This window comes from Kitasatospora sp. NPDC101235, assembly GCF_044767505.1.
Classification (GTDB): Bacteria; Actinomycetota; Actinomycetes; order Streptomycetales; family Streptomycetaceae; genus Kitasatospora.
Window position 1 is genome coordinate 47,050 of sequence record NZ_JBIWNZ010000010.1, and the last position, 16,655, is coordinate 63,704.

11 protein-coding genes and 1 other RNA gene are annotated in these 16,655 nt (G+C 73.9%); 10 read left to right on the forward strand and 2 right to left on the reverse strand.

Features of this window, described 5'->3' with window-relative positions; genetic code table 11:
- Positions 1-309: 309 nt before the first annotated feature.
- Positions 310-3,159, reverse strand: coding sequence for an FtsK/SpoIIIE domain-containing protein (locus ACIRRH_RS18430; RefSeq protein WP_403068052.1), 2,850 nt, complete (start codon positions 3,157-3,159; stop codon positions 310-312).
- A gap of 381 nt (positions 3,160-3,540) precedes the next feature.
- On the opposite strand from ACIRRH_RS18430, the gene ACIRRH_RS18435 reads away from it, so the two are divergent.
- The 4 genes from ACIRRH_RS18435 to prfB all read left to right on the forward strand — a co-directional run bounded on the left by ACIRRH_RS18435 (position 3,541) and on the right by prfB (position 9,281).
- On the forward strand, positions 3,541-5,406 hold the full coding sequence (locus ACIRRH_RS18435; RefSeq protein ID WP_403068055.1) for a protein kinase: 1,866 nt from the start codon (positions 3,541-3,543) through the stop codon (positions 5,404-5,406).
- A gap of 25 nt (positions 5,407-5,431) precedes the next feature.
- Positions 5,432-6,604, forward strand: a complete 1,173-nt coding sequence (locus ACIRRH_RS18440) for a ricin-type beta-trefoil lectin domain protein (RefSeq protein ID WP_403068058.1) — start codon at positions 5,432-5,434, stop codon at positions 6,602-6,604.
- A 237-nt stretch (positions 6,605-6,841) separates the two neighbouring features.
- Entirely contained in the window at positions 6,842-8,095 is a 1,254-nt protein-coding gene (locus ACIRRH_RS18445) for a serine/threonine-protein kinase (protein WP_403068061.1), read from the forward strand.
- Between the two features lie 70 nt (positions 8,096-8,165).
- Complete coding sequence (gene prfB, locus ACIRRH_RS18450; protein ID WP_403068064.1) at positions 8,166-9,281, forward strand: peptide chain release factor 2; 1,116 nt, start codon at positions 8,166-8,168, stop codon at positions 9,279-9,281.
- 152 nt (positions 9,282-9,433) lie between these two features.
- Here prfB and ACIRRH_RS18455 read toward each other — a convergent pair whose 3' ends face one another.
- Complete coding sequence (locus tag ACIRRH_RS18455) at positions 9,434-9,628, reverse strand: hypothetical protein (protein WP_224284789.1); 195 nt, start codon at positions 9,626-9,628, stop codon at positions 9,434-9,436.
- 349 nt (positions 9,629-9,977) lie between these two features.
- On the opposite strand from ACIRRH_RS18455, the gene ftsE reads away from it, so the two are divergent.
- The 6 genes from ftsE to ACIRRH_RS18485 all read left to right on the forward strand — a co-directional run bounded on the left by ftsE (position 9,978) and on the right by ACIRRH_RS18485 (position 16,339).
- Positions 9,978-10,667: a cell division ATP-binding protein FtsE gene (gene ftsE, locus ACIRRH_RS18460; protein ID WP_030059730.1), complete on the forward strand. Its 690-nt coding sequence runs from the start codon at positions 9,978-9,980 to the stop codon at positions 10,665-10,667.
- Between the two features lie 78 nt (positions 10,668-10,745).
- A complete protein-coding gene (gene ftsX, locus ACIRRH_RS18465) occupies positions 10,746-11,657 on the forward strand; it encodes a permease-like cell division protein FtsX (RefSeq protein ID WP_403068067.1) in 912 nt (303 codons plus the stop codon).
- Between the two features lie 113 nt (positions 11,658-11,770).
- On the forward strand, positions 11,771-12,895 hold the full coding sequence (locus tag ACIRRH_RS18470) for a S41 family peptidase (RefSeq protein WP_403068070.1): 1,125 nt from the start codon (positions 11,771-11,773) through the stop codon (positions 12,893-12,895).
- Positions 12,896-12,939: 44 nt separating this feature from the next.
- Positions 12,940-13,416, forward strand: a complete 477-nt coding sequence (gene smpB / locus ACIRRH_RS18475) for an SsrA-binding protein SmpB (RefSeq protein WP_224282587.1) — start codon at positions 12,940-12,942, stop codon at positions 13,414-13,416.
- A gap of 86 nt (positions 13,417-13,502) precedes the next feature.
- Positions 13,503-13,884: a transfer-messenger RNA gene (gene ssrA / locus ACIRRH_RS18480) on the forward strand.
- Positions 13,885-14,035: 151 nt separating this feature from the next.
- A complete protein-coding gene (locus ACIRRH_RS18485; RefSeq protein ID WP_403068073.1) occupies positions 14,036-16,339 on the forward strand; it encodes a HelD family protein in 2,304 nt (767 codons plus the stop codon).
- Positions 16,340-16,655: the final 316 nt, after the last annotated feature.

A 16,655-nucleotide genomic window follows, 5' to 3' on the forward strand; every position in this document is an offset into this window, starting at 1 on the left:
GGCAGTCGGACGAAACTGCATCAATTCCCATAGCGTCCAACATGGCCGCGGCCCTCCTCGTTCTGCGTAGGAAGTCGGCCTGGCCGACTTCCTACGCAGAACGAGGGATGCCAGGCGACGAGGCGAGAGGGGCAGGAGCTGGTGCTCGGCTCTGCATTCGGCGGCCCCGGCCAACCTTGGCCGGGGCCGCCGTCGCTTTTGCAGGCCCTGGAAAGGGTGGGCGGGTGGGCCGCCCAGGTGTTCGGGCGGGCCCGTGTCTTCCGGCACGGGCCCGCCCTATGGAAACTCCCGTGAAGCGAGCCTCAGGGCCTACCGCGAGGCGGCGCGTTGGAGGGCGCTGGCGAGGAGGGCGAGGTCGGTGGGGCCGTTGCCGAGCTCGCGGACCGGGCGGCGGGCCGGCGGGGCGCCGAGCTGGAGCGGGTCTATGGCGACGACGGTGGGCCGCAGGGTGGCGGTGCGCGGGATGCGGCCGCTGATCCGGGCGGTCTGGAAGGCGGTGACGCCGCCGTCCGGGAGGCGGAGGTAGCCGCGGCCGGGGGTCTCCTCGGGCAGGGCGGCCGCGTCGCCGAGGTGGATCAGCAGGTCGGAGTCGGCCGGGTCGTCGGTGCGCAGGGCGATCCGGAGCAGCGCGGCCTCGTCCACCTCGGTGCCGGCACTCTCCTCCGGACGGCCGGTGGCGATGGCGAGGTGGACGCCGAGCGGCCCGCCGCGGCGGGCGACGGCGGCCAGCGCGCGCGCGAGCGGGCGGCCGGCGGCGGAGGTGGGGGAGAGCAGCGCGTCGTAGTCGTCGACGACGACGACCAGCCGGGCGGGCGCAAGCGCGGGCGCGGCCGGGGTGGCGGTCGGGCGGGGGCCCTCCGCGCTGCGCGGCGGGATGATCCGGGGCGCCGTGGCCGGCCCGCCGCCGACGGTCGCGGGCACCGGGACCTGGGGGTGGTCCGCGTCCGCCTCCTGCTCGTCCAGGCTCTGCCCGTCCAGGATGCGCGCGGCGTGCCAGGAGGCGAAGTCCAGCCCGTCGAACAGCCGCTCCCGCAGGGTGAGTTCGTCCTCCAGCGCCTCGGCCGCGAGCAGTGCGGCGCGCGGGTCGGCGGCGGCGTTCACCCGGCTGGTGACGTGCGGCAGCTCGGTGCAGCCGTCCAGGCCGTCCTGGCCGTCCGAGGTGGCCCGGCCCTCGATGATCGTGACGGTCAGCCGCTCGGGCCGCTCGGAGACGGCGAGCGAGGCGACCAGGGTGCGCAGCAGCTCGGTCTTGCCGGAGCCGCGGGCGCCGCCGATCAGCAGGTGCGGGCCGCCCGGGTCGGGGGAGGGGAGGGTGAGTTCGGGGTCGGCCAGGTCGAGTGTGCAGAGCTCGTCCCGGGTGGTGCCGAGCAGCGCGGTGGCGGCGCCGATGCCGCCCGCGTGGGCCTCCCAGCGGGCGGACAGCTTGGCCGGGGTGACGGTGTCGAGCTGGAGCAGGTCGAGCAGCCGCAGCACGTCGGGCAGCGGGCCGCGGGCGGCCGGGGCGGCCTCGCACAGCGGGGCGAGGACCCGGGCCAGCCGTTCGGCCCAGGCGTCCGAGACGGCGTCCAGCGAGACCTCGTGCAGGGTCTCCCGGCCGCGGGCGACCGGGCGGTCCAGCGAGAGCTGGGTGCCGACCTCGCCGGTGATCAGGGCGGTGGCGCCGAGGCCCCGGGGGAGCAGCTCGGGCTGCTCGGCGAGGCAGATCGGGAAGATGCCGACCGCCGGGCCCTGGCGCAGCAGCAGGTCGAGGGCCCGCCGGGCGGCCTCGGTGGCCGGGCGGCCGTCCACCACGACCACGGTGGCGCAGTGGCCGCCGAGGCCGCTGGGGCCGCTGAGCCGGGCGGTGAGCTCGGTCAGCCGGGCGGTGGCCTGTTCGTCGTCGAGGCCGATCAGCAGTCGGCAGTCCTGGCCGTCGACCGGGCGCAGGTGGGGCAGCCACAGGGCCCAGGCCCACGTGTCGGCGCGCTCCTCGGCGGTGCGGGTCGGGTCGGCGTCGACCACGACCAGGCTGAGCCCGGTCGGCGGGTGCAGCGCGGCGAGCTGGGCGACGACGGCGCGGGTGAGCGCGTCCAGGCGCTCGCGCGGGCCGCTGAGGCCGAGGCTGCCGGCGGTCTGGAGGTCGAGGGTGACCGGGACGGCGGGCAGCATGGTGCCGGGCGTGGTGCCGGGGCCGCCGGGGCGGTCGGCGGTGCCCAGGCGCAGGGTGAGCGCGTCGGGGTGGCCGGGGCCGCGCTCCCAGAGCCGGGGGCCGGGTCCGACGGCGTTGAGCAGCAGGGTGGCGAGGTCGGGCCAGCGCTCGCGCTGGGCGGCGGTCTGGCGCAGCCGCACCGCGGCGTGGTGGCGCTCGGCGCTCTCCTGGCCGGGCGGCTCGGCGGTGCGGCCGGGCAGCAGGGAGAACAGGCCGCGGCTGCGGCCGGGCGCAGGTTCGGGGGCGGCGGGCGGCTCGACCACGGGCGGCGCGGGCCGGACCGGGCCGGGGGCGGCGAGCTGGAGGTGGCCGTGGCCGTCCGGCAGGGCGGCGCGGACGGCTCCGGCGGCCTCGGCCGGGTCGGGGGCGGTCACCTGGAGGGTGGACTCGCCGATCCGCAGCAGGGCGCCCGGCTCCAGGGGGACGGCGGCCTCCGGCGGGCCGGGCGGGACGAGCCGGCCGTCCAGTGCGGTGCCGTTGGTGGAGCCGAGGTCGCGGACGGAGACCCGGCCGTCCTCGGCGAGGTGCAGGGAGAGGTGCAGCCGGGAGACGTCCGGGTCGTCGAGCGGGACGTCGGCCTCGGCGGAGCGGCCGACCCGGATCTCCCGGCCGAGCAGCCGGTGCACGCCGCCGGCGTCCGGTCCGCCGACCACGCGCAGTTCGGCGGCGGCGGGGGCGTCGTCGGGGTCGTCGGCGGTCGGGTCGGGCTCGTTCAGGCTGAGGACGGCGCCGTCGAGCAGCGGGGGGTGGCCGAGCAGGGTGTGCTCGTCCACCCGGTGAGCCCCGGCGTACAGGTGCACGTGGGTGGCGGCCCGCGGCCCGCGCACGCCCACGGCGCCGGCGAGCGCGCCCGCGATGGCGCCGAGTGCGGTGCCGACGGGCGCGGTGACCAGCACGTCCACGTAGGGAATGGCGGAGCCGGCGGCGGACGGGCCGCTGCGCGGTCGGAGGACGGTCAGCCGGATCTGCATCTCGCCCGCGGGTCCCTTCTGCTGGTGTGAAGCCTGGTACCGCTGCCCGGTGCCGTGGGCACCGTTGGGCCACACGAGTGGCGAGTGTCCATCCTGCCATCCGTCGCGGACGGTCCGCGCACCGTACCGGATTTGACGATCTTGCGATCACGGCCGTGACGGGGGCGACGGAGAGTCAGGCCGACCGCCTCCTCGCGGGGTGCCCGGGACCTTCCCTAGGGGATGTCCCCGAACCCTTCCCCAGACCGTACGGATGGTCTACCAGCGACCCCGAAAACCCGAACGGACACCGTTAGAGTTGGCCGCAGACACGGGCCCGGCAGGCTCACCGCACCGGCGGAGGAGCGCCCCGCGCGGGCGGCACGGCGAGGAGTGCGACAGGTGCGGCCAGTCGGCAGCAAGTATCTGCTGGATGAGACCCTCGGGCGGGGTGCGACGGGCACCGTCTGGCGCGGCGTGGTGCGCGAGGACGTCCAGGTGCCGGGCTGCGTGCCAGGGCAGCGGGTGGCGATCAAGGTGCTGCGCGAGGAACTGGCCGCCGACCCGGACGTGGTGATGCGCTTCCTGCGCGAGCGCTCGCTGCTGCTGCGGCTGACCCACCCCAACATCGTCCGGGTCCGCGACCTGGTCGTCGAGGGCGAGCTGCTGGCCCTGGTGATGGACCTGGTGGAGGGCCCCGACCTGGCCCGTTACCTGCGCGCCAACGGCCCCTTCAGCCCGATCGCGGGCGCCCTGCTGATGGCCCAGGTCGCGGACGCGCTGGCGGCCAGCCACGCGGACGGGATCGTCCACCGCGACCTCAAGCCGGCCAACGTGCTGCTCGCCTCCACCCTGGTCGACGGCAGCGAGCAGATGCATCCGCTGCTGACCGACTTCGGCATCGCCCGGCTCGCCGACTCCCCGGGCGTCACCCGTACCCACGAGTTCGTCGGCACCCCCGCCTACGTCGCGCCGGAGTCCGCCGAGGGCCGCCCGCAGACCTCCGCGGTGGATGTGTACGGCGCCGGGATCATGCTGTACGAGCTGGTCACCGGCCGCCAGCCGTTCCAGGGCGACAGCGCGCTCGCCGTGCTCCAGGCCCACCTGGCCCAGGAGCCGCAGCGGCCCAGCACCATGCCCGAGCCGCTCTGGACGGTGATCGAGCGCTGCCTGCGCAAGGACCCGGCCCAGCGGCCCGGTGCCACCTCGCTGGCCCGCGCGCTGCGGGTGGTCGCGGCCGGCGTCGGCGTGCACGCCTCCCCGGCGGCGGTCGACGAGGCGCTGGCGGTCGGTGCCCTGCTGCTGCCGGACCCGCAGCCGACCACCGTCCCCGGCACCGTGCCGCCGCTGCCGCCCACGGGTGTGCCGGGCGCCGCGGCCCCGGGCGCCGAGGACCGCACCCAGGTGCTGCCGCCGCCCCCGGGCGGGCTGCAGTACGACCCGGCCGCGGCGACCCGGGTGATGGGCACCCAGCCGCCGCCGGCGCCCCCGCAGGGAGCCCCGGACCGCACCCGGGTGATGCCGCCCGCCGCGGTGCCTCCGCCCCCGCCCGCCGCGCCGCCGCAGGAGGAGGCGCCGCACCCGTGGCAGACCCAGCTGCGCGCGGCGCGGGACCGCAACCAGCAGACCCAGGTCGGCTACTTCGGGCCGGAGGACTTCGAGGAGCCGCAGGTCGCCCCGCAGCCCTACCAGGCGGGCCCGGGCGGACGGCCAGGCCCCCAGCAGCAGCCGCCGGCCGGCTACCGCCCGGACCCGCGCCGCCAGGGCCCGCCGCCCGGCTACGCCCAGCGCCCGCCGGTCGCCCCGCCGCCCTACCAGGCGGGCCACCAGGCCGGACCGCAGTCCGGACGCCAGGCCGGGCAGGGCCTGCAGGGCGGCCGTCCGCAGCCGTCGGGCGGCTACCGGCAGGCCCCGGCCGGCTATGGCCGGCCGCAGGGCGACTACCCGCCGCCGCCCGCGCCCACCCCGGTGCCGCGCCGGGCCGAGCCGCCCGCGCCGCAGTACCGGGAGGCCCCGCCGCAGCGCCGCGAGGAGCCGCCCGCCCCGGCCCGCCGTGAGCCCGCGCCGGCCCGCGAACCGCGCCCGCGCAGCCGCAACCGGATGTACGTCCCGGGGCTCGGCTGCCTCAAGGGCTGCCTGATGGTGCTGCTGGTGCTGACCCTGGCCGGGGCGGCGCTGTGGAACTTCACGTCGCTGCCGCAGTACTGGGACAATGTCGTGGGCTGGTTCGACACCGCGCGCGACTGGGTGAACAGCATCGGCGGCTAGCGGCCGGACGACGGGGGGCACGGGGATGGGTGTACGCGGAGGCCGGGTGGGCGCGGCGCTGATGGGCGCCGCGCTCGCGACGGCGGGGCTGCTGCTGCCGGCCGTCCCGGCGTCGGCGCAGGAGGTCCGGCACTGCGGGCAGTACGAGACCGTCCCGGTCGCGGGCGGCCGGTACGTGGTGGACAACAACAACTACGGCGGGGCCGCGCAGTGCCTGGGCACGGACGGCCGGGCCGGGTTCACCGTCCTGGACTCCGGGGCGAACGCGAGCCCGCCGGCCGGCCCGGCCGCGTACCCGGAGATCTTCGACGGCTGCCACTGGGGCACCTGCACCCGGGGCAGCGCGCTGCCGGTCAAGGTCTCCGAGCTGGGGCGGGCCACCAGCAGCTGGTCCACCACGCTGCCCGCCCGGGGCGACTTCAACGTGGCGTACGACCTCTGGTTCAACACCACCCCGAGCACCCCCGCCGCCAACGGCCAGCCGGACGGCGCCGAGCTGATGATCTGGCTGGACCGCACCCCGGCCTCGGCGAGCCCCACCGGCGGAACCGCCAACATCGGCGGCACCGGCTACACCAGCTGGCAGCTCACCATGGCCGCCAACGGGAGGCAGTGGCCGATGGTCGCCTACCAGGCGCAGACCCCGGTCACCTCGGTCACCGACCTCGACCTGCGGGCCTTCGTCCGGGACGCGGTGGTGCGCGGGGTGGTGAACCCGGACTGGTACCTGATCTCGGTGGAGGCCGGCTTCGAGATCTGGAGCGGCGGTACGGGTCTGCGCACCGAGTCCTTCGCCACCGACGTGCGCCCCGGCCGCCCGGTCGGTCCGGTCGGCGCCCCGGGCGGCCGCTGCCTGACCCACACGCCGGACGGCAGCCCGGCGACCGGCCCGGAGCCGGTCGCGCTGCTGGACTGCGACGGCTCGCCGGCCCAGCAGTGGAGCGTGGAGACCGACGGGACGGTCCGGCAGGGCGGCAAGTGCCTGGGCACCAACGGCAACCTGGCCTCGCTCAACCCCTGCAACGGCTCGCCGTACCATGTCTGGCTGGTGGGCCTGGCGGGCGCGCTGTGGAACCAGGGCGCCCAGGGCTGCCTGCGCGACCCCGCGAGCGGCACCGCGCCGGGCGGCGCCGCCGACCTGGCGGGCTGCGACGGCTCTCCGGGCCAGCGCTGGACCCTGCCGACCGCGGTGAGCTGACCGGGTGTCGAACCGACGGTCGGTCAGGTGCCGGCCGGGCACCGGCTCCGGATCGGCCCCGGACAGTGAGATTGACGCTTTGTCGACAATTCGCAAGATTTCTCGCCCGCGACTCCCGCTCCAGGGCCCTCCGGCGGCCCCCGCAGGGCCTCGGGGCGCGTAGGTTGGTCGCTGTTGTCCCGCCCCACCGAGCGCGCCGGACCCCCGGAGCGCTCCCGCGCCGCCCACGGAGCAGCATTGGCACGCAAGATCGGCAGCCGGTACACCGTCCACCAGGTGATCGGCCGGGGTTCGGCCGGGACGGTCTGGCTCGGTGAGGGGCCCGACGGCCCGGTGGCGGTCAAGCTGCTGCGCGAGGACCTCGCCGCCGACCAGGTGCTGGTCGGCCGCTTCGTCCAGGAGCGCACCGCGCTGACCAGCCTCGACCACCCCCGGGTGGTCGGCGTGCGCGACATGGTGGTGGACGGCAGCGACCTCGCCCTGGTGATGGAGCTGGTCCAGGGCACCGACCTGCGCTCCCGGCTGGAGCGGGACGGCGCGCTGCCGCCGCAGACCGCCGCCTCGATCATCGCCGACGTCGCCGACGGCCTGGCGGCCGCGCACGCGGCCGGGATCGTCCACCGCGACGTCAAGCCGGAGAACGTCCTGCTCGACCTCGCCGCCGCCCCCGGCCCCGGCGGCGCCCCGCGCGCCAAGCTCACCGACTTCGGCGTGGCCCGCCTGGTCGACGCCCCGCGCCGCACCCGGGCCACCCGGATCATCGGCACCCCCGACTACCTCGCCCCCGAGATCATCGAGGGCCTGGAGCCGCGCGCCGCCGTCGACATCTACGCCCTCGCCACCGTGCTGTACGAGCTGCTGGCCGGCTTCACCCCGTTCGGCGGCGGCCACACCGGCGCGGTGCTGCGCCGGCACGTCACCGAGCAGGTGCCGCCGATCCCCGGCCTCCCGGACGGGCTGTGGCGGATCATCTCCGAGTGCCTGGCCAAGGCCCCCGCCTCCCGGCTGCGCGCCGCGGAGCTGGCCGCCCGGCTGCGCGAGCAGCTGCCCTCGCTGTCCGGCCTGCCGGTGCTCGCCGTGCCCACCCAGGGCCGCGCCCCGGCCGAGGAGCAGCTGACCCCCGGCGAGGCCGTCTACGCCGAGATAGACGCCGGACCCGGCACCCACAAGCGCCGCCGCGGCCCGGCCGTGCCGCTGGTGCCCGGTGCCGCCCCGGACTCCACCCGGGACACCCACACCAGCCTGCGCCGCCCGTCCGCCGACGAGCTGGCCGCGTACGCCGCCGAGTCCCGCGCCCAGCGCACCGCCCCGGGCCACCGCCGGGACCGCCAGGCCCTGCTGCGCCGCCGCCGGCTGCTGGCCGTGCTGGTGGCCACCGTGCTGCTGCTGGCGGGCGCCGCCGCGGCCTGGACGGCCTTCGCGGCCACCGTTCCGGACGACGGGCACCCGACCCGTCCCCCGGTGTCGGTCACGGTCCCGCGGGCGCCGTGACCGCAGGTGTGACTCCAGGGGAACCGGGGGTGTCGTCAGGACCACCCCCGGAACCATTACCCTGGGGGGCGTGGCAGCCGTCGATCCTTCCGAAGAGCTCAAGAACCTCGATACGACCATGGGGTCGATCGAGGCCGTCCTCGACCTGGACAAGATCCGGGCCGACATCACGGTCCTGGAGGAGGAGGCAGCCGCCCCCACCCTGTGGGACGACGTCGCGAACGCGCAGAAGGTGACCAGCCGGCTCTCCTTCCTCCAGGGCGAACTGCGCCGGGTCGAGGGCCTGCGCGGCCGCATCGACGACCTGGGCGTGCTGTTCGAGCTGGCCGAGGCCGAGGACGACGCGGACACCCGCGTCGAGGCAGAGGCCGAGCTCGTCGCCCTCCAGAAGGCGGTCGAGGAGCTGGAGGTCCGCACCCTCCTGTCCGGCGAGTACGACGCCCGCGAGGCGCTGATCAACATCCGTGCCGAGGCCGGTGGCGTGGACGCCGCCGACTTCGCCGAGCAGCTCATGCGCATGTACCTGCGCTGGGCCGAGCGGCACGGGTACCCCACCGAGGTGTACGACACCTCGTACGCCGAAGAGGCCGGCATCAAGTCCGCGACCTTCACCGTGAAGGCGCCGTACGCCTACGGCACCCTCTCGGTCGAGCAGGGCACCCACCGTCTGGTCCGCATCTCGCCGTTCGACAACCAGGGCCGCCGGCAGACCTCCTTCGCCGGCGTCGAGGTCCTCCCGGTCGTCGAGCAGGCCGACCACGTCGACATCGACGAGGGCGACCTGCGCGTGGACGTGTACCGCGCGTCCGGCCCCGGCGGCCAGGGCGTCAACACCACCGACTCGGCGGTGCGCATCACCCACCTGCCGACCGGCATCGTGGTCTCCTGCCAGAACGAGCGCTCGCAGATCCAGAACAAGGCGTCCGCGATGAACGTCCTCCAGGCCAAGCTGCTGGAGCGGCGCCGCCAGGAGGAGAAGGCGGCGATGGACGCGCTCAAGGACAGCGGCAGCTCCTGGGGCAACCAGATGCGCTCCTACGTGCTGCACCCGTACCAGATGGTCAAGGACGTCCGCACCGCGTACGAGGCCGGCAACCCGCAGGCCGTGCTGGACGGCGACATCGACGGCTTCATCGAGGCCGGGATCCGCTGGAGGAAGCAGCGGGAGACCTCGAACGAGGCGTGAGGATCGCGGCCTCGATGAAGATCAAGCACAGCATCGAGGCCGGAATCCGCCGGCGCAAGCAGCGCGAGACCAGCGCCGAATAGTCACGAGACGTACGCAGAAGGGCCCCGACCGCAGTGGTCGGGGCCCTTCTGCGTACGTCTCGTGGGTGGTCAGGCCAGGGCCTGCCGGGCGATCAGCGCCACCGCGAGCAGCCCGGCCAGCAGGGCCAGCAGCGTCGCGGGGGAGAGCGCGGCGAACGGCCCCTGCTGCTCCTGCATCCGGGCCCGGTTGGCCCGGCAGACCGGGCAACGCCCGTCGCTGACGCGGCCGTTGCAGTTGGCGCACACCAGATGGTCGCAGGTCATGCGATCTCCTCCTCGCTGCTACAACCAACGCGCTGGACGGGGCTTTGGTTCCATGTACTGCCCTGTACGGGGGAGCGACCGGAAACGGTCGCCACCTCCACTCTGCCAGGTTCCGGCGGTTCCGGCTCCCGGGCTGTGAGATGCCTCGCAATATTCGGGGCATAAGCGGACATTCTCCCCCATGGGTCGGCCGTTGTCGCGGGCGGTCCCTGCGGGCCGGTCGCCGACTCGCGTATGGTCCGAGTCCGGGAGCGGCCCTCTGCGCTCCTTTCGCCCGCCCCCGGACCGGGCCTCCGGGGCGGACCGACCGAGGAATGGCGCCGCCTAGGATGGCCTCCGTGATGCAGCCGTGATCAGATTCGACAACGTCTCCAAGACCTATCCCAAGCAGAACCGTCCCGCCCTGGACAACGTCTCGCTGGAGATCGAGAAGGGTGAGTTCGTCTTCCTGGTCGGCTCGTCCGGCTCGGGAAAGTCCACCTTCCTGCGCCTGTGCCTGCGCGAGGAGCGCCCCAGCACGGGCGCGGTGCACGTGCTGGGCAAGGACCTCGGCAAGCTGTCCAACTGGAAGGTGCCGCACATGCGCCGCCAGCTGGGCACCGTCTTCCAGGACTTCCGCCTGCTGCCGAACAAGACGGTCGCGCAGAACGTCGCCTTCGCCCTGGAGGTGATCGGCAAGCCCAAGAGCGCCATCAACAAGGTGGTGCCCGAGGTGCTGGAGCTGGTCGGCCTCGGCGGCAAGGAGGACCGCATGCCGGGCGAGCTGTCCGGTGGTGAGCAGCAGCGCGTGGCGATCGCCCGCGCCTTCGTGAACCGTCCGATGCTGCTCATCGCCGACGAGCCCACCGGCAACCTCGACCCGCAGAACTCGGTCGGCATCATGAAGCTGCTCGACCGCATCAACCGCACCGGCACCACGGTGCTGATGGCCACCCACGACCAGGCCATCGTCGACCAGATGCGCAAGCGCGTCATCGAGCTCGACAAGGGGTTGCTCGTCCGCGACCAGGCCCGCGGCGTCTACGGGTACCAGCACTGACCGACCAGCGCTGACCGTAGGGCCGCCGGCCCGAACCGCCAGACCCAGAGCAGTACCGACCCTGGAGTTGTTTCCCGCATGCGTGCCCAGTTCGTCCTGTCGGAGATCGGTGTGGGTCTCCGACGCAACCTGACCATGACCATCGCGGTCGTGGTCAGCGTCGCGCTCTCCCTCGCCCTCGCCGGTTCCTCGCTCCTGGTCCGTGACCAGGTGAACTCCATGAAGGGGTACTGGTACGACAAGGTCGAGGTGAGCATCTACTTCTGCACCAAGGCGGACGCCCGCAACTCGCCCCAGTGCGACAAGGGTGCGGCCACCGACCAGCAGGTCCAGGACATCAAGGACCAGCTGGACAAGATGACCTCGGTGGTCCAGTCGTCCACCTACGAGAGCTCGGCCGAGGCGTACAAGCACTGGAAGGAGATGAACCCGGACAACCCGCTCATCTCCGTCCTGGGCCCGGACGCCATGCCGCAGTCCTGGCGGGTCAAGCTCAACGACCCGACCAAGTACGACGTGATCCAGAGCGCCTTCGCCGGCAAGCCCGGCGTCAAGTCGGTCGAGGACCAGCGGAAGATCCTGGAGAACCTGTTCGGCCTGCTCAACGGCCTCCAGACGGCGGCCTTCGTGATCATGGTGCTGATGCTCTTCGTCGCCCTGCTGCTGATCGTCAACACCGTCCGGGTGTCGGCGTACAGCCGACGGCGTGAAACCGGCATCATGCGCCTGGTCGGTGCCTCGAACTTCTACGTCCAGATGCCCTTCATCGCCGAGGCGGCCTTCTCGGCGCTGCTCGGCGCGACGATGGCCTCCGGACTGCTGATCGGCGGGCACTTCTTCGTCCAGAACTGGCTGGCCGACCGGGTGCAGTTCATCCACTTCATCGGGCTCGGCTCGGTGCTCGCGGTGATACCGCTGCTGATCGTGGTGGGTATGGGCATGGCCGGCGTCGCGGCCTTCTTCACGCTGCGCAAGTACCTCAAGGTCTGATTCCCGGACGCCCCGACGGCCCCGGACGGCACTGCGCCGTCCGGGGCCGTCGGCGTTCCGCGGTCCACCGTTGCGGTCCGTCCCGCGCGGACCGGTGTCTACACTCCGGTGCCATGCTTCAAACTCCGCGCAGGGCCCGTCAGGTGGCCGCCCTCAGCCTGGTGTTCGGTGCCGTGCTGCTGGCCGGCGCGGCCACCGGCGCCTGGGGCGACCCGCCGCGCCGCCCCTCCGCCGACACCGCCCCGGCCGGCGGGCTCCCGGCGGACCCGGCCGGAGCCGCCCTGTCCGAGCAGCAGGCCGAGCACCTGCTGGCGGCCGGCGGCGACCGCTGGGGCGCGTACTACAGCGCCCAGGAGTACGCGGAGTTCAGCCAGGGCCTGGACGGCCGGTACCCGGGCGTCGGCCTCTCGGTCGGCCGCGGCCAGGACGGCGTCACCGAGGTCTCCCAGGTCGCGCCGGGCGGCCCGGCCGCCGCGGCCGGGATCACCCCCGGCGACCGGCTCGTACGGATCGGACAGGACCAGGCCGACCACCTGCCGGTCACTGAGGTGGTCGCGCGGCTGCGCGGCCAGGGCGAGGAGCGCCGGGCCGGCTCCGAGGTCACGCTGACCGTCCGGCGCGGCGAGGGCGAGGAGCGCGAACTGCGGCTGCGGCGCGTGCTGCTGGACAGCCGGCAGGTCACCGCGGAGCAGCTGGGCAAGGGCGTGCTGCGGGTGACCGTGCGCGCCTTCACCAGCGGCGTGGCCGACCAGGTGCGCGCCGCGCTGCGCACCCCGCACACCGGCGTGGTGCTCGACCTGCGCGGCAACTCCGGCGGGTTGGTCGACGAGGCGGCCGGCACCGCCGGGATCTTCCTGGACGGCGGAACGGTCGGCTCGTACCAGGAGCGCGGCGAGACCAGGGAGTTGACCGCCCCGCCCGGCGGCGACCAGCGCACCCCGCTGGTGCTGCTGGTGGACGGCGGCACGATGAGCGCCGCCGAACTGCTCGCCGGCGCCCTCCAGGACCGCAGCCGCGCCCTGGTGGTGGGCTCGCGGACCTTCGGCAAGGGCACCGTCCAGCAGCCCAGCCGGCTCGCCGACGGCGCCGTGCTGGAACTGACCGTCGGCCGCTACTACACCCCGGCCGGCCGCTCCCCGGACGGCACCGGCCTCACCCCCGACGTCCCGGCCGACTCGGGCGAGGCGGCCGACGAGCTCGCCCTGCGGGTCCTCGCGGGACTCGGCACCCGCGCCTAAAGCAGCTGCCCCATCCGGCGTCGAAGTGCGAGAATGGCCGCGCTATGGCAAAGGAAACCGGACAGAAGCTGATCGCGCAGAACAAGAAGGCGCGACACGAGTACACGATCCTCGACACCTACGAGTGCGGCCTCGTACTCACCGGCACCGAGGTCAAGTCGCTGCGTGAGGGGCGGGCCAACCTGGTCGACGGCTACGCCTACATCCAGAACCACGAGGCCTGGATCGACAACGTCTTCATCCCCGAGTACACCCAGGGGACGTGGACCAACCACGCGGCCCGGCGCAAGCGCAAGCTGCTGCTGCACAAGCTGGAGATCCGCAAGATCGAGACCAAGGTCCGCGACGCGGGTCACACCCTGGTCCCGCTGTCGCTGTACTTCAAGGACGGCCGGGTGAAGCTCGAACTGGCGCTCGCGGTCGGCAAGAAGCTCTACGACAAGCGCCAGACGCTGCGCGAGAAGCAGGACACCCGCGAGACGGCCCGCGCGGTGGCGGCGGCCCGCCGACGCCAGCGTTAATCCGCTGGACCCTCGCCCGTCGCCTCGCGTACTATGGCGCAAGCAACACGGACGATCGCCGTCCGAGCTGTTTCTCAACAAAACATGGGGATGATCGGTTTCGACAGGGGATGTTGAAACAGGGGAAGCGAGCCGAGGAACGCGGCAATGATCTCGTTAACCACGTGTCGCAAAAAAATAATCGCCAACTCTAAGCGCGATTCCCAGCAGTTCGCTCTCGCTGCCTAATAAGCAGCGATAGCGCTTGGGTGTCAGACCGGGGGGTTCCCGACCCGGACCCTGGCATAATCTAGGGAACTCAACCGTCCGCCCGGGCTGCGGGGGCGGATGGGAAATCAAACAGCAGCTGGGCCTGTTGGCGGCTTGTCCGTGTGACCGCCAGGGCCGAGAAAAGCACAGCGGACTGCGCTCGGAGAAGCCCTGAATTAACTCCACTGGACCCGGGTTCGATTCCCGGCATCTCCACCACCCCATGTTCACACCGAAGGCCGTCCACCGCTCCGCGGAGGGCGGCCTTCGACTTTTGTCCGTTCCGGAGCAGCGCGGCCCCGGGGTCGCGGCGTAGGATCATCCGTCCGCTCGTTTTCCGGAGCCGGATTCCGCCGCAACCACCGAGGCCATGCAGAGCAACACGCCCACCACCCCCGCCACCGACCACGAGACCGTCCGCGCGCGCGAGATCGCCGGTGAGCAGCAGCACCTCGACACCGTCTACCACCGGTTGGAGGAGAAGCTCGCCGAAGCCGAGTACATCCTGGAGGACGCCGCCAAGCGGGTCCAGGTCGGCACCCCCGGCGCGCTCGCCGAACGCGACGCCCAGGTCTACCGGGCCGGCGCCCACCTCCAGCGCCTGAACAGCGAGTTCGAGGACTTCCTGTTCGGCCGGATCGACCTCCAGCGGGCGGACGCCCCGGAGGAGCACGGCATCCCGTCGAACACCCCGCTCGACCCGGCCGACCCGGCCGTCGCCGAGACCCTCCACATCGGCCGGCTGGGCGTGCTGGACGCCGAGTACGGCCCGCTGGTGATCGACTGGCGCGCGCCCGCCGCCGCCCCGTTCTACCGCGCCACCCCGGTCGAGCCGGGTCGGGTGATCCGCCGCCGGGTGATCCGCTCCAAGGGCCGCAAGGTGATCGGCGTCGAGGACGACCTGCTGCGTCCGGACCTCACCCCGACCCTGGACGGCGAGGAGCTGGCCGTGGTCGGCGACGGCGCGCTGATGGCCTCGCTGGGCCGCGCCCGCAGCCACTCGATGCGCGACATCGTCTCCTCCATCCAGAAGGAGCAGGACGAGGTGATCCGCGCCGCCGCCGCGGGCGCCACCCTGGTCACCGGCGGCCCCGGCACCGGCAAGACCGCCGTCGCCCTGCACCGCGCCGCCTACCTGCTCTACCAGGACCGCCGCCGCTACGCCGGGGGCATCCTGGTGGTCTCGCCGACCCCGCTGCTGGTCTCCTACACCGAGGGCGTGCTGCCCGCACTGGGCGAGGAGGGCCAGGTCGCCATCCGGGCGGTCGGCTCGCTGGTGGACGGCATCGAGGCGGGCAGCTACGACACCCCCGAGGCGGCCCGGGTCAAGGGCTCGGGCCGGATGGTGCAGCTGCTGCGCCGGGCCGCCCGCGCGGCACTGGAGCTGGGCGCGCCGCAGGAGCTGAAGGTGGTCGCCCGCGGCGAGGTGCTGAAGCTGGACGCCGGCCGGCTGAAGGCCGTGCGCGGCAACGTGGTGGGCTCCGGTGGTACCCCGCTGAACCTGCTGCGCCCGCGGGCCCGCAGGCTGCTGCTGGACGCCCTGTGGCAGCAGGCCACCAGGGACCTGCCGAAGCCCGTCGACCACTACGCCCGCGAGCAGCGCCAGGAGGAGAAGGAGTCCTTCGACGAGTACGTCTCGGACGAGGCGTCGTTCCTGGACTTCCTGGACGCCTGGTGGCCGGCGCTGACCCCGCGCCGGGTGCTCGGCACGCTGCGCCAGCACCGGCACACCAACCGGATCGCCCGCCGCGCCGTCACCCCGGACGAGGCCAGGCTGCTGGCCGCCTCCTGGCGCCACCTGTCCGCGGAGGGCGAGGGCGCGCTGTCCGCGCACGACGTCGCGCTGATCGACGAGCTCCAGGTGCTGCTGGGCGAGCCGGCCCGCCCGAAGGTCCGCGAGGTGGACGCGGTGGACCTGCTGAGCGGCCTGGACGAGGTCACCACCTTCGCCGACCGCAGCGCCCGCCAGCGCGACCGCCAGCCGGTCGAGCGCAGGGAGTACGCGCACGTCATCGTGGACGAGGCGCAGGACCTCACCCCGATGCAGTGGCGGATGATCGGCCGCCGGTCCCGGATGGCCACCTGGACGATCGTCGGCGACCCGGCGCAGTCCTCCTGGCCGTTCCCGCAGGAGGCCCAGGCGGCGCTGGACGAGGTGCTCTCCGGCAAGCCGCGCCGCCGCTTCACGCTGACCGTGAACTACCGCAACCCGGCCGAGATCGCCGAGGTCGCGGCCAAGGTGCTGGCACTGGCCGCGCCGGGCACCCCGTCGCCGAGCGCGGTGCGCCACGTCGGCGTGGAGCCGCGCTTCGCGGCCGTCACCGACCCCTCGCCGGAGGCCTTCGGCGCGGCCGCCCGGGTCGAGCTGGAGCGGCTGCTGGCCGAGGTGGACGGCACCGTGGCGATCGTGGTGCCGATGGACCGCCGGGACGAGGCGGCCGGCTGGGCCGAGGGCCTGGGCGGGCGCGTCGTGGCGCTGGGCAGCCTGGAGGCCAAGGGTCTGGAGTACGACGCGACCGTGGTGGCCGACCCGACCGGCATCGCCGGCGAGTCGGAGGCGGGGCTGCGGGTGCTGTACGTGGCGCTGACCCGTGCGACCCAGCGGCTGACCGTGCTCTCCGGCCCGGACGACCTGCCGGACGCGGCCGGCGTGCCGGCACTGCTGCACGGCTGACGACCCCTACGGAAGAAGGCCCCTCACCGCTCGGTGAGGGGCCTTCAGACGTTGATGACACCGACCCGCCATGCTCGCCTCGCGGCAAGTGGTCCCTCGAAGGGACGAAGGTTGGGCCCGGGGGCTTGGATCGAGCCGGTGTCTCGTCCAATGTAACGCATCGGCCGGGAGAGGCAAGGAGTGAGCGGCGGGAGACCGGCGGCCGTCGGGCGGGATTGTCGGGTCCGCACACTCAATGAACGTTATTTCTGGCTGCCCCTTGGAAGGTGCGACGATCGAGGTCTAGCATGCGCAGGCGATGCCTTCAACAAAATGT